This is a genomic window from Pseudomonas sp. B13(2017), from assembly GCF_002113245.1.
Classification (GTDB): domain Bacteria; phylum Pseudomonadota; class Gammaproteobacteria; order Pseudomonadales; family Pseudomonadaceae; genus Aquipseudomonas; species Aquipseudomonas putida_Z.
In genome coordinates this window covers 146,316-164,536 of record NZ_NEJX01000011.1, presented here as the reverse complement: position 1 = coordinate 164,536, position 18,221 = coordinate 146,316, and the positions used below count along the sequence as shown (strand labels likewise).

At 64.9% G+C, this 18,221-nt stretch carries 18 protein-coding genes and 1 riboswitch; of the genes, 8 read left to right on the top strand and 10 right to left on the bottom strand.

From position 1 onward, the window contains the following. Positions 1 to 22: 22 nt before the first annotated feature. The 5 genes from CAG44_RS16080 to CAG44_RS16060 all read right to left on the bottom strand — a co-directional run bounded on the left by CAG44_RS16080 (position 23) and on the right by CAG44_RS16060 (position 5,098). Complete coding sequence (locus CAG44_RS16080; RefSeq protein ID WP_025339285.1) at positions 23 to 1,339, bottom strand: MFS transporter; 1,317 nt, start codon at positions 1,337 to 1,339, stop codon at positions 23 to 25. 67 nt (positions 1,340 to 1,406) lie between these two features. After that, positions 1,407 to 1,931 carry a gamma carbonic anhydrase family protein gene (locus CAG44_RS16075; RefSeq protein ID WP_025339286.1) on the bottom strand — a complete coding sequence of 175 codons (525 nt, stop codon included), beginning with the start codon at positions 1,929 to 1,931 and terminating at the stop codon, positions 1,407 to 1,409. Positions 1,932 to 1,943: 12 nt separating this feature from the next. After that, positions 1,944 to 3,134, bottom strand: a complete 1,191-nt coding sequence (locus CAG44_RS16070) for a CaiB/BaiF CoA-transferase family protein (protein WP_025339287.1) — start codon at positions 3,132 to 3,134, stop codon at positions 1,944 to 1,946. Positions 3,135 to 3,158: 24 nt separating this feature from the next. After that, complete coding sequence (locus tag CAG44_RS16065; protein ID WP_085692511.1) at positions 3,159 to 4,088, bottom strand: hydroxymethylglutaryl-CoA lyase; 930 nt, start codon at positions 4,086 to 4,088, stop codon at positions 3,159 to 3,161. A gap of 98 nt (positions 4,089 to 4,186) precedes the next feature. Further along, entirely contained in the window at positions 4,187 to 5,098 is a 912-nt protein-coding gene (locus CAG44_RS16060) for a LysR family transcriptional regulator (protein WP_025339289.1), read from the bottom strand. 316 nt (positions 5,099 to 5,414) lie between these two features. On the opposite strand from CAG44_RS16060, the gene CAG44_RS16055 reads away from it, so the two are divergent. The 7 genes from CAG44_RS16055 to CAG44_RS16025 all read left to right on the top strand — a co-directional run bounded on the left by CAG44_RS16055 (position 5,415) and on the right by CAG44_RS16025 (position 13,007). Continuing rightward, a complete protein-coding gene (locus CAG44_RS16055) occupies positions 5,415 to 6,743 on the top strand; it encodes a hypothetical protein (RefSeq protein WP_085692510.1) in 1,329 nt (442 codons plus the stop codon). A gap of 32 nt (positions 6,744 to 6,775) precedes the next feature. Next, the gene (locus CAG44_RS16050) at positions 6,776 to 9,013 is read left to right on the top strand and encodes an Ig-like domain-containing protein (protein WP_085692509.1); all 2,238 of its coding nucleotides are present in this window, start codon (positions 6,776 to 6,778) and stop codon (positions 9,011 to 9,013) included. A 15-nt stretch (positions 9,014 to 9,028) separates the two neighbouring features. Further along, positions 9,029 to 9,502 (top strand): curlin, encoded by a 474-nt coding sequence (locus tag CAG44_RS16045; RefSeq protein WP_025339292.1) that lies wholly within the window; start codon positions 9,029 to 9,031, stop codon positions 9,500 to 9,502. A 16-nt stretch (positions 9,503 to 9,518) separates the two neighbouring features. Next, a complete protein-coding gene (locus CAG44_RS16040; RefSeq protein WP_085692508.1) occupies positions 9,519 to 10,964 on the top strand; it encodes a curlin in 1,446 nt (481 codons plus the stop codon). Positions 10,965 to 11,191: 227 nt separating this feature from the next. After that, positions 11,192 to 11,839 carry a DNA oxidative demethylase AlkB gene (gene alkB, locus CAG44_RS16035; protein WP_085692529.1) on the top strand — a complete coding sequence of 216 codons (648 nt, stop codon included), beginning with the start codon at positions 11,192 to 11,194 and terminating at the stop codon, positions 11,837 to 11,839. 169 nt (positions 11,840 to 12,008) lie between these two features. After that, on the top strand, positions 12,009 to 12,296 hold the full coding sequence (locus CAG44_RS16030) for a hypothetical protein (RefSeq protein WP_075045331.1): 288 nt from the start codon (positions 12,009 to 12,011) through the stop codon (positions 12,294 to 12,296). Between the two features lie 96 nt (positions 12,297 to 12,392). Continuing rightward, positions 12,393 to 13,007 (top strand): Yip1 family protein, encoded by a 615-nt coding sequence (locus tag CAG44_RS16025; protein WP_085692507.1) that lies wholly within the window; start codon positions 12,393 to 12,395, stop codon positions 13,005 to 13,007. A 19-nt stretch (positions 13,008 to 13,026) separates the two neighbouring features. Here CAG44_RS16025 and CAG44_RS16020 read toward each other — a convergent pair whose 3' ends face one another. The 5 genes from CAG44_RS16020 to CAG44_RS16000 form a co-directional block, all read right to left on the bottom strand. Continuing rightward, positions 13,027 to 13,287 (bottom strand): DUF1652 domain-containing protein, encoded by a 261-nt coding sequence (locus tag CAG44_RS16020; protein WP_085692506.1) that lies wholly within the window; start codon positions 13,285 to 13,287, stop codon positions 13,027 to 13,029. Positions 13,288 to 13,471: 184 nt separating this feature from the next. Then, positions 13,472 to 14,401, bottom strand: coding sequence for a DNA-3-methyladenine glycosylase (locus tag CAG44_RS16015; protein ID WP_085692505.1), 930 nt, complete (start codon positions 14,399 to 14,401; stop codon positions 13,472 to 13,474). 154 nt (positions 14,402 to 14,555) lie between these two features. Then, positions 14,556 to 15,443, bottom strand: a complete 888-nt coding sequence (locus CAG44_RS16010) for a pirin family protein (protein WP_025339299.1) — start codon at positions 15,441 to 15,443, stop codon at positions 14,556 to 14,558. Between the two features lie 96 nt (positions 15,444 to 15,539). Continuing rightward, the gene (locus CAG44_RS16005) at positions 15,540 to 16,412 is read right to left on the bottom strand and encodes an alpha/beta fold hydrolase (RefSeq protein ID WP_085615520.1); all 873 of its coding nucleotides are present in this window, start codon (positions 16,410 to 16,412) and stop codon (positions 15,540 to 15,542) included. Between the two features lie 21 nt (positions 16,413 to 16,433). Beyond that, a complete protein-coding gene (locus CAG44_RS16000) occupies positions 16,434 to 17,054 on the bottom strand; it encodes a LysE family translocator (RefSeq protein WP_085692504.1) in 621 nt (206 codons plus the stop codon). 134 nt (positions 17,055 to 17,188) lie between these two features. On the opposite strand from CAG44_RS16000, the gene CAG44_RS15995 reads away from it, so the two are divergent. Continuing rightward, positions 17,189 to 17,668: a GNAT family N-acetyltransferase gene (locus tag CAG44_RS15995; protein WP_003260330.1), complete on the top strand. Its 480-nt coding sequence runs from the start codon at positions 17,189 to 17,191 to the stop codon at positions 17,666 to 17,668. A 259-nt stretch (positions 17,669 to 17,927) separates the two neighbouring features. After that, positions 17,928 to 18,152: riboswitch (cobalamin riboswitch) on the top strand. Positions 18,153 to 18,221: the final 69 nt, after the last annotated feature.

Sequence of the window (18,221 nt, the reverse complement as noted above, 5' to 3'; positions counted from 1 at the left end):
TTGTTCGAAGACTCAGCGCCAATCAGCTTCTGGGGTTGCGCACGTAGCGCATCACCACCAGGCAGGCGATCAGGATCAGCGGTGCGATGGACAGCATGCCCATGTAGGTGCTGCCGGTGACATCGTTGATCTTGCCCACCATCACCGGTGCGACGATGCCGCTCAGTTGCCCGACCGAGTTGATTGCCGCAGTACCGGTGGCTATCGCAAGGCCCGAGAAGGTCGACTGCGGGATGGTCCAGAAGATCGGGATGGCAATGAAGGTGCCAGCGGTCGCCAGCACCAGCGCAGCCATCATTGCCAGGGACGAATCGGAATACAGGCACGCCAGCAGATAGCCAACGGCAGCGGCGAACAGGCAGTACACCAGGTAGCGCTTGCGTTCGCCGGTGCGGTCGGAGCGACGCGTCAGCAACACCATGCCGATGCAGGCCACCGCGTAGGGCAATGCCGACAGCACGCCGACCCAGAGCATGTCCTGCACCCCCGAGGACTTGATCAGGTGCGGCATCCAGAAGTTCAGGCCATAGGACGCGGTTTTGACCACGTAGTAGATGAACGCCATGATCGCCACTTCACGGGTCAGCAGCACCCGCCAGATCGAGCCGAGCACAGGCTTTTCGGTACGTTTGTCCTGGGCGAGGTTTTCCGCCAGCAAGTCCTTCTCGTCGCGGCTCAGCCATTTCGCGGTTTCAATGTCGCGGTCCAGCTTCCACAGCACCAGCAGGCCCAGCACCACGCACGGCAGGCCGGACATCAGGAACAACCAGTGCCAGCCGGCCAGGCCCAGCACGCCGTCCATCGTCCCCAGCAGGAAACCCGCCGCCGGGCCACCCACCGCGCCAGCCAACGGTACGGCCAGGAACCACAGGCCATTCATCTTCGCCAGGTGCTTGCGGGGAAACCAGCAGGCCAGGTAGAACAGGATCGCCGGCCCGAAGCCGGCCTCCATCACGCCGATCAGAAAGCGCAGGAAGTAGAGGGTGTACTGGGTATAGGCAAATACCAGCGCAGCCGTCGCCAGGCCCCAGGACACCATGATCCGGCAGATCCATGCCGGAGCTCCATAGCGTTTCAGCCCCAGGCTGCTGGGCACTTCGAAGAGTACGTAACCAACGAAGAACATGCTCGCGGCCAGGCCATAGGCGGCATCGCCAAGGCCTAGTTCCTGCTGCATCTGGGCCTTGGCGAAACTGATGTTGATGCGGTCGAAATAAGAGAACAGGAAGCAGATGATGGCCAGCGGCATGATGCGCCAGGCCACGCGACGGTACAGCAGCAGTTCATTGATGTGGCTGTCGTTGCGCTCACGCGCCAGTTGGCCGGTCATGGCAACCATGGTGGATCTCCATTCTTGTAATTATTGGAGAGCAGCGACGCCTCTGCCGGCGCCGCTTGCAGGTTTTTCAGCTGATGCGGACCAGTTTTTCCTTGAAGGCCTGGCCTTTGCCGACGTACTCGGCGGCGTTGCGCTGCATGCCGGCGATGGCCTCAGGGCTCAGTTCACGCACCACCTTGGCAGGGGCTCCCAGAATCAGCGAGTTGTCGGGGAATACCTTGCCCTCGGTGACGATGGCGCCGGCCCCGACCAGGCAATTCTTGCCGATGACCGCGCCATTGAGCACCACCGCCTGGATACCGATCAGCGCCCCATCGCCAATGCTGCAGCCATGCAGCATCGCCTGGTGGCCGATGGTCACACCCTGCCCCACGGTCAGCGCAAAGCCCGGGTCGGCATGCAGCACCGCGCCTTCCTGCACGTTGCTGTGCTGGCCGATGCGGATCGGTTCGTTATCCCCACGCAGCACCGCCTGCGGCCATACACTGACGCCCTGCTCGAGGGTAACGTCGCCAATCACGCTGGCATCTTCGGCGACGAAGGTGTCCGGGTGCAGGTTGGGCGTGAGCCTGTCGTATTGGTAGATCGCCATTTCAACCCCGCCTCAGGCCGCGTCGTCGGTTTTCAGCACACCGGCTGCGCACAGCTCGGCAATGTGCGCATCGCTGTAGCCCAGGTCGCGCATCACCTGACGGGTGTGCTCGCCAATGCGAGCGATCGCCCGGCGTGGCTGCAGGCGCTGGCCGTCCAGTGACAGCGGCAGCAAGGGCATCGGCGTGTGGCTGCCGTCTTCCAGTTGCAAGTCGGCCATTCCGCCGCTCTGCTGCAGGTGCAGATCGTCGAACAGTTCTTCCGGGCGGCGGATCGGTGCAAAAGGAATGCCGTTGGCTTCCAGTTGCAGCGCCAGTTGCCCCGCGTCCAATGGCGCGAACACCTCGGCCAGGTGCGCCAGCAGCCGTGGCCGTTGCAACACGCGGTCGTTGTTGCTGGCCAGCGTCGGGTCATCGAGCAGGGCCATCTGCCCCAGCACCTGGCACAAGGCATGCCACTGCCCTTCTCCGGTGGCAGCGACGAACATCTGCTCGCCGCCAGCAAAGGTGAACACGTCATAGATGGCCCAGGCGCTGATGCGATTGGGCATCGGCGCTGCAGCCTCGCCGGTGACGACGTACTGCTGCATGTGCTGGGCCGCGAGCAGGACGCAGTTCTCGTACAGGGCGCTTTGCACCTCGCGGCCGGTGCCAGTGGTGTGGCGCTCGTTGAGTGCAGCCAGCACGCCAATGGCACCGAACATGCCACCCATGATGTCGTTCACCGAGCTGCCCGCGCGCAGCGGGCGGCCCACTGGCCCGGTCATGTACGCCAGGCCGGCCATCATCTGCACTACCTCGTCCAACGCCAGGCGGTTGTCGTAGGGGCCGCTGAGGAAGCCCTTGTGCGAGGCATAGATCAGCCGCGGGTTGCGCTGGCGCAGCGTTGCGTAGTCCAGGCCCAGCTTGTGCATACGCCCAGGCTTGAAGTTCTCGATGAACACGTCGGCGGTGTCGACCAGTTGCAGCACGGCGTCGCGGCCTTCCGCCGTTTCGACATCGACGGCGATGCATTGCTTGTTGCGGTTGAAGGTGCGAAAGAAGCCCGCCCCCGCGCCCAGCAAGCGGCGCGTGCCGTCACCGCGCACGGGTTCGATCTTGATCACTTCGGCGCCAAGGTCACCGAGGATCATGCCGCAGGTAGGCCCCATGACCATGTGCGAAATCTCGACGACACGGATGCCGTCCAAGGGAAGTCTGGACATCGTGCTACTCCTCGTTCGAGCAGGTCAGGCGTGGCGGGCAGCGCCAGGGAAGTTCAGCGGCAATCCGGCGCGGGCGATGCAGCCGTACAGGGACTCGCCCGGCAGCGCTTCGCTCAGCAGCCGGCGTGATTCGATCAGTGCAGGCAGGTCGATATCGGTGTCGTAGCCCATACTCTGCAGCATGAACACCAGGTCTTCGGTGACCGTGTTGCCGGATGCGCCCGGGGCGAACGGGCAACCACCCAGGCCGGCCAGCGAGGCGTCGAGCTCGCGAATGCCCTGCTGCACGGCAACCAGGCTGTTGGCCAGGGCCAGGCCGCGGGTATCGTGAAAGTGCGCGGCCTTCAGCCGCTCACCGGCAATTGCCCGCACGGCCTGGATCACCGTCGCCACCTGGCCCGGGTTGGCGTAGCCGGTGGTGTCGCCCAGCGAGACCAGGTCGCAGCCCGCTTCGATCACCTGGTGAGTGAGCGCACAGAGGTCGGCCAGAGGCACCTCCCCCTGGCGCGTGCAGCCGAAGGCGACCGACATGCCGGCCATGACCTGCACGTCGTGCAGGCCCATCTCGGTCCGCAATTGGCACATACGCCCCAGCTCCTCGACCATTTCCATGGGCGTGCGGCGTACATTGGCCATGCTGTGCGCCATGCTGACGGAGACGGGGGCAACGATGCGATGAGCGCCGGACTCGAGCGCGTCCCTGGCCCCACGCAGGTTCGGCGCCAATGCGGTGACTTGCAGGCCCGGGTATGTGAGGGCGTGAGCCACTACTTCGCGGGCATCGGCCATTTGTGGCAGCAAGCGCGCCGGCACGAACGAAGCAACTTCCATGTGGCGCACGCCAGCGGCGTAGGCGGCATCGATCCAGCGGCACTTGGCGGCTGTCGGCATGATCGCCTGCAGACTCTGCAGACCATCGCGCATGCCGACTTCGTTGATTGTTATTGTTGTCATCACGGTCTCTCTTTCTCAAGCGTTGCGCCAGACTAAGAGCTGGACGGCGAGCAGAAAAGACGTGTTTCACGGCCTGATCCATCGTCAGCCACGATGGATCAGACCGCCGCCTGCCAAGCCGGTGCGCGCAGCAGCAGGTGGTCCAGCAGGCGCCGCGCCGAAAGCGACAGCGTGTGCCGATCGCGCATGCAGATGACGAACTCGCCCAGTGCCCAGTCGTCGGTCAGCGGTATAACCCGCAGGTCGAACAGCGCCGCATAGCGGGCCACGGCTTCCTGAGGGAACACTGCCAGGCCCAGGCCGAACTGCACCAGGCGGTACGCCGCGTCGAACGACGACACGTAACAGCGAAAGCGCAGCTCATGGCCCGACTGTCCGGCGCTTTTACGCATGAAGGTGTTAAGGGTGGCGAATGCCGACAGGCCCAGGTGGTCGTAGCCCAGGGTTTCCTCAAAGGCAATCTGGCTGCGCCCTGCCAAGGGATGGTCAGCGGCGACGACCACGGCCAGGTGGTCTTGGCGGTACGGCACGAACTCCAGGTCGCCCACCGCCATGGATTTGCGGCAGATGCCCAGGTCTGCGCTGCCCTCAGCCACACCGCGTACCACGTCGGGGCTGAAGCGCTCTTCGATATCGGCCTGGATGAGCGGGTGTTCCAGCATGAACGCCGACAGTTCCTCAGGCAGAAACTCCATGATCGACGAGACATTGGCCAGCACCCGCACATGGCCGCGCGCGCCTTCGGCGTACTCGCTCAGCTCGCTGTCCAGGCGTTCCATGGCCCGGACCATTTCCCGGGCATGGCGCAGCAGAGCCAGCCCTGCCGGGGTCGGCTCCACACCGCGTTTGCTGCGTTTGAGCAAGGCAGTGCCAAAGCGTGCCTCGATGTCGGAAATACGTTTGCTGACCGCAGACGGCGCCATGAACGCGCGCTCGCCGGCGCGGGCGATGGTGCCTTCCTCACAGACGACGATGAACAGGTTCAGGGACAAGTGGTCGAGGGGCTGCATTGCTGGGCTTGCCTGAGAGGATGGAAAGGCCGGTGCAATTTAGCATGGGCGCGCAGGCTTGACTCGCAGACACCGGCGAAGCCGCACAGGAATTCCGTTCACACAGATGTCACGAATGGGTCGGTACCACCTGCCCCACTCCCCAACCTTGGGGGCACGGCGCCCAACGTCAAACGCCTCCCAATACCCTTGCAGGAGAATTGGATCCCTTGCCCTGCAAGGGCTACAGCACTTTTTTTCCGGCTTGGCACGCCTATTGCCGATCTCCTGCCAGACGCCCCAAGTCCATGGGCCCGTTTGCAGGAGGAAATGACTCATGCACCGACCGATACCCCACCCGCTGGCAGTGGCGATTTTCGCCGGCATGCTCCAGCTCCCGGCGCAGGCTGCCTTGAACGCTGTCGATCCAGGCGCCTATGTGCCCGCCAACGGCGGCTTCCCCGCCTGGTACCAGGACAGCCACGGTCGTACCCTCGACCTGTGCCTGACCAAGGCAGTCAGCTCGCGGGTACCTGGCGCGCCCGGCGCACCGTCGTACATGTGCACGCTGCTGCCTACCCCCGGCGTGTTCGACGATACCCAACCCATCGTCTTCCCCACCAACTTCCCTGACGAGGCGTTCTGGTTCACCGCCGACGCCGCCATCGTCGACGCCACTCGCGGCATCGATCTCAGCTTCGGCACCGCGATCGAAGCGGCATTTGCTGCCGAAGAACCGGTCGACGGCGACCAGGTCAGCTTCGCCCGGGTGCGTATCCGGGTCGACGTACCAACCGCCGGCACCTACGTGGTCACTCACCCCTACGGCGTTGAAGTGTTCGACGTACCTGCGGCCGGGCGCCGGGCGATCAACATGACCCGCGACATCGGCATTGCCGGCGCAGGTGATTTCACCGGTGCCCTGAAAGGCGATGTCGGGCCGTTCCTGCGCAGTGTCAACGGCCCCTACACCGAAGGCAGCGAGCGTTTCATCGGCGACCCGAACCTGGAAGAACGGGTGACCGGCAGCCCGTTCAACACCAATTACGTGCGCATCGAAGGCCCCGGCGGCATCGACCTGCGCACCGAGCTGTTCGCGGTTTCGGGCAAGCTTTCCGCAGTGGCCCTGCCAACCCCGCTGATGCCGCAACGCACTACCTACTCGCGGCATACCGAGAACGGCGACCTGCGCGCCCAGCAGGACATCTTCGTGATGGCCCCGCCGCCACCGGCCAGCGTCACCCTGACCAGCCAGACACCCAACCTGAACCTCACCGAGGCCAACGGTACCGGCGCCTGGTACGCCCAGTCGGTGCTCGACCCGGCCGCCGGGACGATCCTGACGCTGACCGCCGACAACAGCGTGGCGATCCCCACCAGCAGCCTGACCACCGCCAACGTGCCGCTGACCGACCTGGTCACCATCACCCAGGCCCAGTACCGCCTGTCCACCGGCGAGCTGACCCTGGTGGCCAGCACCAGCGACGAAACCACGCCGCCAGTGCTCACCGCACATACCGGCAACGGCGCGCTGATCGGCAACCTGAGCGGCACGGGTGCCGTGAAGACGCTGAGCACCAGCCTGTCGCCGATCCCGCCGGCCAAGGTGCAGGTCACCAGTGCCAATGGCGGTAGCGACACCGAAGACGTGGTGCTGGTGCCATGAACAGACAAAGGCTCAGCCTTCAAGGAGGCAGCATGAACACTTGGTCGCGCCGTGCGCTGTTGGCCGCCGGTTTCTCTCTTACCGTTACCAGCGCCGCGTTTGCCGCGCTGTCCGATGTCGACCCGGGGCCCTACACCTTCGCCACTGGTGGCTATCCGATGTGGTACAAGGACAGCCTCGACCAGTCCCTGGAGCTGTGCCAGTCCCGTGCCACCAGTACGCGAGCACCCGGCGCGCCAGGGGCACCCGCCTACATGTGTACCTTGTTGCCCGAGCCGGGCATCTATGACGATGCCCTGCCGTTGGTGTTCCCGGACAACTGGCCGCCAGAGATGTTCTGGTTCCTGGCTGAAACCGACATTCCGCAGGTCGGCAACAGCGGCTACGAGCTGGAGGTCTATGTAGCCGGGGTGGAGGCAGCCTTTGCCGCCGAAAACCCGGTTGATGGTGACCAGCAGAGCTTCGCCCGCATCCGCATCCGTGCTTCGGTCCCAAGTACTGGTACCTACACCATCACCCACCCTTACGGGGTGGAGACGGTCAACGTCACCACGGCTGGGCGCCGGGCGATCAACATCACCCGGGACATAGGCATTGGTGCTCCTGGCAACTTCCGGGGAGCGCTGGCGGGGGCGATCGGCCCTTGGCTGAAAGGTGTTGGCGGGCCTTACACCGCGGTCAACCCCGATACCGGCGCCATCGAAACCTACATCGGCGACCCCAATATCACCGAAGCGGTGACCGGCAGCCCCTTCAATACCAACTTCGTGCGCATTCAAGGCCCCGCTGGCACCATCCAGACCAACACCTTCACTGTTTCAGGCAAAGTACTGGACCAGCGTGCCCAGACCCCGGTCAGCCTGGAACGCGCCACCTACTCGCGCAATGCCACCGGCACCCGCACGGAAGTGTTCGCCAAGGCGCCCAGCGCAGCCAGCCTGTGCATGCGCAATGGCATCGCCCTGGTCGGCACCCCGCCTTCGCCGTGCCAGTACACCCTCACCGCCGACAACAACGGGCTGTTCTTCCACCAGCAGTTCGGCCAGGAAGCACCGCCTGCAGTGGTGGTGGTCACCGCCAGCAACAGCGCCGGCGGCACCCAGCCGACCGCGCTGTCGAGCAAGCTCACCGACGTGGTCAAGGTGAGCACCGCACGCTACGACTGGGCCAACAAGCGCCTGCTGATCGAGGCCAGTTCCAGTGATGAGGTGGCGATCCCCGACCTGCTCGCCCAGGGCTACGGTCGCCTGTCCAAGGCAGGCACGCTGCAGAGCCTGACCGTAAACGACGTGCCGCAGCCACCGGCCACGATCACGGTCAAGTCGGCACGTGGCGGCAGCGATATCGAACCGGTGGTCGTGGTCGGCAACGCACCGGTCGAGGCGGCCAACCAGCCACCGCTGGCCCAGGCCGACATCGGCAGCACCAGCGTCGGCATCCCGATCACCCTCAACCTGCTGCAGAACGACAGCGACCCGGACGGCAACGTACCGCTGACCATCAGCGACCTGACCCAGCCCGGTACCGGCCTTGGCGGCGTGGTGATGAACGGCACCACCTCGGTCACCTACACCCCGCCAGCCGGGGCCACGCAACCCGTGGTGGCCACCTTCAGCTACCGGGCGGTGGACGCCAAGGGCCTGAAGTCGGCACCGGCTACTGTCACCATCAACGTAGCGCCCAACCGGGCACCGACCGCCAACCCGGAAACCGTCGCCACCCTGGGCGTGCCATTGACCATCAACGTGCTGGCCAACGACACCGATCCGGAAGGCAACGTGCCGCTGACTGTCCCCGCTACCTCCCTCACCCAGCCGGCTACCGGTCGGGGCACAGTCAGCACCGACGGCACCACGGTGACCTACACCCCACCGGCCACGGTGACCACCGCCTTCACCACCACCTTCACCTACCAGGCTCGTGACTCGCTGGGGGCGCTGTCCAACCCCACCACCGTCACCGTCAACGTGTCGCCACGGCCAGCCGCCGAAACCTTCGCGGTCACGGCAGCCACGGTCACGGCACGCTCCAACAACCGTTACAACTGGGACCTCAGCGGTACCTCGTCGGTCACCACCGGCAACACCGTCACCGTGCGGGTTACCACCACTACCGGCGTGCAGACCCTTGGCACCGCCACGGTAGCGCTGACCGGCCGCTGGCGCCTGGCGGTGAGCAATAGCACCACGATCATCCCGACTGCGGCACCGACGGCGACGATCACCACCAGCCAAGGCACCACACGCACCGTCAACGTAACCGTGCAGTAAAGGCCGGAGGTTGCAATGAAACGCCTGTACCCCCTGCTGCTCGGCCTGGCCCTGGTGGGCCAGGCCTGCTGGGCCGACGACCTGCTGGACAATGCCGACCTCGCGCCCGGCAACGACCTCGGCGACCCGGTGATCATCCGCCTGCTGCCGGCCGGCGCCGGCCAGGCTGCGGTGATCGAGCAGCAAGGCGCGGGCAACCGCGCTGCACTCGACCAGAACGGCCAAGCCCTGCTGGGCCGCATCGTCCAGGCCGGTGGCGCGCAGGAAGCGTACATCTTGCAGGAAGGTAGTGACCTGATGGCGATCATCAGCCAACAGGGAAATGGCAACAGCGCGTCGATCCGCCAGAGCGGCAGCAGCAACAGCGCGGCCATCGAGCAGATCGGCAACGACAACAGCGCCAGCATCGTGCAGTCCGGCACAGGCCTCAACAGCTCCGTGACCCAGGCCGGCAATGGCCAGCACGTTCAGATCACCCAATACCGATAGCCCTGGAGGCACCCCCATGTACAAGCTCGCTCCGTTAAGTGCCGCTATCGTCCTGGCCCTTGCAGGTCAGGCCATGGCTGCTGACAGCACCTCGTCCCAGACCCAGGACGGCAAGGAAAACATCGCCGAAGTCAGCCAGTCCCTGGCGCCATTAGCCTCGGCCACCCAGACCCAGACCGGCAAGGGCAACAACCACCTGGCGGTGCAATCAGATAGCACCAGCAATATCCAGCAGAGCGCCAACGGCCAGTACAACGCCGGCTACGCCGACCAACTGTTCGAGAACGGCAGCCAGATCACCCAGCACGCCAGCGGCAGCTACAACGATGCCTTCGTCAGCCAGTCGCTGGGCCTGGGCAACCAGTCGCTGCAAACCCAGCAAGGCGCCGAAAACACCTCGACCGTGTGGCAGGACAGCCAGGAAGGCAGCAAGGCCACCACCTGGCAATCCGGCCAGCGCAACGAGGCCTTCATCGAGCAGACCTTTGGTGGCAGCAACAACAGCAGCAGCATCAACCAGACCGGCCAGGACAACTACGCCGCCGCCGAGCACCTGGGCTACGTCGATGGCGATATCCAGGTCTATCAGGATGGCAAAGGCAACTGGGCGTATGGCGACCAGCGCGACGGCACCGGCGGCACCATCGGCATAGGCCAGTACGGTGGCGGCAACTCGGTGGAAGTGTGGCAGGACAACCAGACTGCCAGCCAGGCATCGGTAACCCAGTCCGGCCAGCTGAACGAAGGCTATATCGACCAGAGCTTCGGCATGAACAACAAGGTCAGCCTGTCGCAACAGGGCACGGCCAACGCCAGCTGGTCGGACCAGTTCGAGACCAACAACTCGACCACCACCATCACCCAGACCGGTAGCAACAACCTGCATTTCACCTACCAGAACGGTGAAAACCTCAACCTGACCATCAACACCAAGGGCAATGGCAACAGCGTCACTGCCAGCAACTGGAAAGGCGCCAAGATGGGCGGCCAGTTCGGTACCAACCAGAACGCCACCATCAACCAGAACGGCAATGGCAACGGCGCCAACCTGACCCAGAACGGTGACAACCAGCTGGCCACGCTGACCCAGAAAGGCACCGGCAACCAGATGGAGACCAAGCAGGCCGACATGAACAACGAGCTGTACTTCGAACAGAACGGCACTGACAACATCCTGATCGCCGACCAGCGTGGCACCGAAAACTATGCCTACGGCAACAGCCAGGGCACCGGCAACGTCATCAACCTGGACCAGTCCGGCTACAGCAACCAGAGCTACACCAACCAGCTGTACGGTGGCGGCAACGAAGCCACCATCAAGCAGGTTGACAGTTACAACGTCGCCTACGTGACCCAGGGAGGCCAGGGCAACAAGGCGTACGTCGACCAGAGCGGTGTCACCCAGACCGCGACCATCAGCCAGCTGGGCAGCGCGAACGTGGCCACCGTGACCCAGCAGTAGATCGCTCCCCCCTTGGACCGCGGTGCTCCTCTCCCTGGTGCCGCGGTTCCTTTTTATTCCTGTCAGAACCCCTTTTTCTTGCCGACCTGTTCGCGGGCACGCCCGCTCCCACAGGTGCTCCACCGCCGTCAGAGCCTGCGCCCCCCTGTGGGAGCGGGCATGCCCGCGAATAGGCCAAGCCTGCCAAGCGCATTACAATGGTCCACACCCCAACCGATGCCTGCCCCATGATCCAGTCCGACCTCGACCTGTTCGGCCCCCAGCCGCAACGCCTGGCCAGCGACACCGTGCTGCTGCCCGACTTCGCCCTGGCCGAGATCGAGCCTCTGCTCGATGCCCTGCGCCCGGTGCTGCGTGCCGCGCCGTTCCGGCACATGCAAACCCCGGGCGGCCTGCGCATGGCGGTAGGGTTGACCAACTGCGGCACGCTGGGTTGGGTCAGTGACGAACACGGCTACCGCTACAGCCCCTGCGACCCGCTCAGCGGCAAACCCTGGCCCGCCCTGCCCCCCGTGTTGCTCGAGCTGGCCAACCGCGCCGCGGCCATGGCCGGGTTCGACGGCTTCGTGCCGGATGCCTGCCTGGTCAACCATTACCTGCCGGGCGCCCGCCTGAGCCTGCACCAGGACCGCGACGAGCAGGACTTCGGCCAACCGATCGTGTCGGTGTCGCTGGGCTTGCCGGCGGTGTTCCTGTTCGGTGGCCTGCAGCGCGCCGACAAGACCCAGCGCATCCCACTGAGCCATGGCGATGTGCTGGTCTGGGGTGGCGAGGACCGCTTGCGCTTTCACGGCGTGCTCCCGATCAAGCCCGGCGTGCATCCGCGCCTGGGTGAACGGCGGATAAACCTGACCTTGCGCAAGGCCGGTGGCTGAATCGGACCAACGGCCCGTCACCCGGCGCAAACAGGATGAACGCGCATGAAACACGTTGAACATCTTGGCCAGGCAAGCTTCAAACGATATGCCATGCCCTCTTCAGCCTGGAGCCCGCCATGCCCTGCCAACCTTGTTCCCCTCCCCCTCACAGCGGAGCCGCGCGCCCATGAAAATGCCCTGCCGCGCGCCCAATTCCTCACTGCAACTCGATTACGTACGCGACACCCTGTTCGGCCCGGTGGCACAAAGCGTGGAATGCCAGTGCCAACTCGCTGCCCTCAACCTGCAAGGCCGCCCGGGCCTGCGCCTGCACATCTGCCCGCCGCTGCCCGACAAGGTCGACCGCGCTCACAGCGTGGCCTTCGTCTGGGACGGGCGCAGCTACCACGGAGTGGTCCGCGACCAGGGCAAGTGCGGTGATGGCGGCCTCAACCTGCTGCTGGAACTGCTGTAAGACGATCAACGGCGATCACCCCGGCTGAACCCAGCGGGCGCGGCACGTCTCCATAGCAAAAGGGCCCACATCTGCCGGAGAACGCGGAGAACGCCAATGAACAGTCCGTTGCTCAAGCTCTTCACTCACCCCGCCGACGCCTGGCTGGATATTCGCCGGGCCGAGGAAGACCACCCGCAGCAATATCTGCCGCGCCTGCTAGCCCTGGCACTGATCCCCGCCGTGTGTTTGTTCGTCGGCACCACCACCTTCGGCTGGAGCCTGGCGGCCGAGGAACGGGTGCGCCTGAGCATGGCCAGCGCCGCGCAACTGGCTGGCCTGCTCTATGCCACAACGGTCGTCGGGGTGATGTTGATGGGCACGATGATCCGCTGGATGTCGCGCGGTTTCGATGCGCAGCCCAGCCTCAACCAGTGCATCGGCTTTGCCGCCTACTGCGCCACGCCATGGTTCTTTGCCGGGGTGGTCGGCCTGCTGCCGATCCGCTGGCTGGCGCTGGCGGCGCTGGTGGCAGCCTCGGCCTATGCCAGTGTGTTGCTGTATGGCGGGTTGCAGACCTTCCTGCGCCTGAAGAAGGAACAGGCCATGCTATTCGCGACCTGCGTGTGGGGGGTGGGGTTGCTGCTGCTGGTGACCATCCTGGTGGCGATGATCCTGTTCTGGTTCAACGGCCTGATGCCGGAATATGTGCGCCCGGCCAGCCTGGGCTGACCGGGGCGCGACAGGCGCCTCAGGCAATCGCCTTGAGTGGCGCCGGGTGGCTGTCACGCAGCGCGTGCAGCTGCCCCACCAGGTTGACCAGGTCGCGGCAACTGTTGAGGCTTTGCAGCGGGACCCCGCTCAGGGTCACGCCCTCGTCGAGACTCTGGCCCTGACCCAGGCGGATGGTCAGGTTGGCGCCGTCCGTGCAGCTGACTTCGCAACGGTCGGGCAGGCAGGCCTGCTCGATCATCTGCCGCATTTCTAGCATCGAAACTCCTATCAACGACATGGTACGACCCTCTCTTTGGGATGGCCTGTTGTGTGAGTACGCCTTTGTCGGGCGAGGCGCCAATTGATATTGCGCATGCCGGGGCAGGCGTCCATGCGCCTTGGCAATGATCATGCAGGGAATCCTCTAGCACCTTAGTGGAAGATTGCCTGCGCAGTTCGAGTGTTCGAACGCAATGGCAAACTTAGCGACGAGCGGTGCCGGCAGGCCCCAGCGATGCCCACAGATGCTGCGCCGCATAGGCTCGCCACGGTCGCCAGGCCAGGGCTCGTTGCGCCAGTTGGGCGTCGTCGCCTTCAAGCAGGCGCAACGCCTTGACCAGCGCCACGTCGCCCAGCGGCAAGGCATCGGCCGCGCCGGCCTGGCGCAACGCCAGGTAGTGCGCGCTCCAGGGGCCGATCCCCTTGAGTTGGCACAGGTTGCGCAGCAGTTGATCCAGCACTTGCCCGGGGCGTAGCAGCCGGGGCTCGGCCAGCAAGGCACTGGCCAGCGTGCCCAGGGTGGCGGCGCGCGCCCGCGGCATGCCCATATCCTCGAACTGGGCAGCCGCCAATACCGGCAGCGCCGGAAACACGTGGCTCAGGCCCGGTGCGGGCCAGCGCAGGGGCACGCCGTGGCGTTGCACCAGGCGGCCGGCCAGGGTCATGGCCCCGGCCACACTGACCTGCTGGCCCAGCACAGTGCGCATGGCCTGCTCGCAGGCGTCCCAGCCTTGTGGCACGCGCAGGCCTGGGCGCTCCTGTAGCAGGCGGGCCATCAGCGGATCGCGGGACAGTTCGGCATTGATGCGCGCGGGGTCGGCATCAAGGTCGAAGACCCGCCTCAGCCTGGCGGTCAGGCCGGGTAGCGCGTGGGCCGGGACGCCCTCAAGGCGGACCCGCAGGTACTGGCTACCCGAAGGTGTGGCGTGCAAGACGGCGTGGCGGCCGGCAATTACCAGGGTACGGCGGTAGGTGCCGTCGAGGCAGGTCTCGATGCCGGGGATGCAGCGGGCAGCGAGGAAGGCCAGGGTCGAGGGCCAGTGGTAAGGGGCGCGGTAGCGCAGCCACAAGGTGTGGTGGCCGGGGGTGGGCAATGATCGGCGCACGGCGTGCAAGGGGGTGAGCTTGGGCATGGCTGCATCATGCCAGCAAATGTAATACCTGTACCGGCCCTATCGCCGGCAAGCCAGCTCCCACAGGTACAGCGACAATCTCGAGAGCATCGCTGTACCTGTGGGAGCTGGCTTGCCGGCGATAGGGCCGGACAAGCCATTCAATCAACCAGGATCAATGCGCCGCACCGTCCCGTGCATCCTGCATCTGCCCGAACCGCCCGGCATGGAAATCGTCGAACGACTCGGCAATTTCTGCCTGACTGTTCATCACGAACGGGCCATAGCCCACGATCGGCTCGTCGATCGGCTCACCGCTGAGCAGCAGCAGGCTGGCACCTTCCAGCGCTTCGACGGCAACATCCTCACCGCCGCGGTCAAGCAACACCAGGCTGGATGGGCCGGCTTCGCGCTCGCCGTTGATCCGCACATTGCCGCGCAACACCACCAGCGCCGCATTGCGCCCGGCGGCAACCGGCAGCTGCAAGGTTGCACCGGCATTCAGGCGCATGTCCCAGACATCCATGGCGGTAAAGGTTCGCGCCGGCCCCGAATGCCCACGATATTCACCTGCAATCACCCGCAGGCTGCCGCCCTCGCCGTCCAGCGCCACCACCGGGATGTCCTCGGCCAGCAGCGTCTGGTAGCCAGCCGCTGCGCGCTTGTCGCGTGCCGGCAGGTTGACCCACAGCTGTACCATCTCCAGCGTACCGCCAGTGCGGGCGAAGCCTGGGGAGTGGAACTCTTCATGGATGATGCCGTTGGCAGCAGTCATCCACTGCACGTCACCGGGGCCGATCAAGCCGCCAGCGCCGGTAGAGTCGCGGTGCTCCAGTTCGCCCTGGTAAACGATGGTCACGGTCTCGAAGCCGCGGTGCGGGTGCTGGCCAACGCCGCGCCGCGCACTGGTCGGGGTGAAGTCATGAGGGCCGGCATAGTCCAGCAGCAGGAACGGGCTGATCTTGCTGGCCAGGTTGTCGTAGGTGAACAGGCTGCGCACCGGGAAACCATCACCTACCCAGTGGGCGTGGGGGCTGCGGTGAATACCCAGAATCGTTTTCATGAGAAGGCTCCTCTCTTGGTTGAGATAACCTTATCAATGATGCCAATCAGGCGGTAGCAGGCTTGTTTGGCATTCATCGTTCCACCCATGGAACAGTCAGCCTTGCAAGAAACCGAGCACCTGTTCGGCAGCAATGACCGGGTCTTCCTGCATGAAACAATGCCCACCTGCAACTTGCCTGGCGGTCACCTGAGGGTTGAGCGCCGCCAGGCGGCTCACCGAATGGGGCACGAAGGGGTAGGTGTGCTCGCCGTACAGCACCCGCGTGGGCGTGCGGATCGCCGTCAGGCTTGCCCACATGCGCTTGGGGAAGGAACTGAAGATTTCCACTTCGCGGCTGGGCCGGCACTTGAGCACCACCGCTTCGCCACAGTCGCCGATGGCATGCTCGACGTAGGCCCGCAGCGCCGCATCGGTCCACCCCTTGAAGATACCCCGCCCATGCAGCGAAGCCAGGGCTGCCTCGCGGTCGGGCCAGTGGCTGCGACGGCTGGCGGCCTTGCGCGCCAGGGCGTGACGCTGATGCAAGCCGACCAGGGCTGCCACCCCCATCACACCCAGCATGCGCCGGCTGAACAGTACCGGGTCGAGCAGCACGGCACGCGTGAACAGTTGCGGTTCACTGGCCAGGATCAGGCCGGTGAGCACGCCACCGAAACTGTGCCCGACGGCAAAGCGCGGTACGTCGCCATACTCGCCCCGCCCGGCTGCGAAAGCCTCCACCGCCAGCGCAGCGGTGCGGTTCCAGCCACGAAACACCCCGCCATGGTCGCTGTCACCATGGCCCTGGACATCGCTGAGCCACAGGTCGAAATGTTCGCCCAGGCGCATCAGCAATGGCTGGTAGGCAAGGCAGCAGAAGCCGTTGCCGTGCAGAAAATGCAGCAGCGGCTTGCCACTGGCCGGGGTTCGCCAGCCACGCAGGGTGAAGCCTTCGGCGCATTCGTGGGACCAGGGGATCAACTGCATCGGCTTGCTGTACTCGCGGGGTCAGGAAAACGCCGATTCTACAAACAGCAGCGGGTACAGTGAAATCACCAGCAACAAGGCCATCAGGACATTGAACAGCATCAGCCAGCGCGGGTTCTGCAACAGGTTGCGCAGGGCGCTGCCGAACATCACCCACACCCCCACGCTGGGCAGGTTGACCAGGGCAAACAAGGCGGCGATGACAATGACGTTGGTCACATAGCCTTGCGCCGGCGTGTAGGTGGTGATTGCACCGACTGCCATCACCCAGGCCTTGGGGTTGACCCACTGGAATGCCGCCGCCCCCCAGAAGCCCAGCGGTTTGCGGGCACTGGACGAGGCTGTGCCGACCGGCCCGGAGGTGGCGATCTTCCAGGCCAGGTACAGCAGGTAGGCGGCACCGGTGTAACGCAATACCGTATACAGCGCCGGCCAGGCTTTGAACACCTCGCCCAGGCCCAGGCCGACAGCCAGCACCATAACCATGAAACCGACGCTGATCCCCATGGCGTGCGGGATGGAGCGGCGCACACCGAAGTTGACGCCCGAGGCCAGCAGCATGGTGTTGTTGGGGCCAGGAGTGATGGAAGACACGAAGGCGAACAGCACGAAGGCGGTCAGCAGGTCGGAAGAGGCAAGCATGGCGGGCAATCCACTTTTTTTTATGGGTGCTGTCACACTAACGGAGTCGCCCTCCTCTGCGACCGATACAGTTTCACTAAATTGTGTAGATACACATCGCTGTACCGCTACCATCAGATCAAGGAAGCCGTCCCATGAGCCTCACCATCCGTCCTGCCGTTCGCGCCGACGCCGAGCAGATACTTGCCTTCATCACCGAACTGGCAGAGTACGAACGCGCCCGCCACGAGGTAATCGCGAGCGTTGCCGATATCGAGCACAGCCTTTTTGGCGAGGGCAGCACCGTGCATAGCCTGATGTGCGAGCGCGATGGCCGGGCAATCGGTTTTGCCGTGTATTTCTACAGCTACTCTACCTGGCTCGGGCGCAACGGCATCTACCTGGAAGACCTGTACATAACGCCCGAGCAGCGCGGCGACGGTGCCGGGCGGCAATTGCTGCGGCACATCGCCCGCGAGGCGGTGGCGAAGAATTGCGGGCGGCTGGAATGGAGCGTGCTGGACTGGAACGAGCCGGCGATCGGCTTTTATCAGAAGCTGGGCGCCGAAGCACAGGATGAGTGGGTGCGCTACCGGCTGGATGGGGAGAAACTGGCGGCGTTTGCCCGGGGCTGACCGGGGCCGCTTTGCGGCCCTTCGCGGGCTTGCCCGCTCCCACAGGAACCGCGTATTTTCTGAGCCTAGCGCTAAACCTGTGGGAGCGGGCAAGCCCGCGAAGGGCTGCAAAGCAGCCCCAATAAAGCCGGCAAACGTTATCTGACCGGCATAAGGGCAAGCCCGCTCTCTTTGCACATAACTCAGCCGCTCCCACAGAGTACCCGCAGCGCCCGCAAACTCGATTCTGGCAATTGACGGCAGCCCCGCCCCATGGTCTCCTTATGCCTTGCGTTCAGGTGCCCCCGATGGGGGTGAAACGGGAAACCGGTGCGTCACAGGCCCTCCAGCAGGGCCGGACAAGGCCGGTGCTGCCCCCGCAACGGTAAGCGAGCGAAGCGTCTGTACCACTGTGCCCGATCACCCGGCATGGGAAGGTGACGCCTTCCAGGAGCCTGGCTCCTCCTCGCAAGCCCGGAGACCGGCCTGGCGTTCATGAACACCCCGCGGTGGGCGGGCGCTGTTGCATTCCCCTGGGCTGCCACGCTCGGGGCTGCCGCGCTTGCCCGTTGCC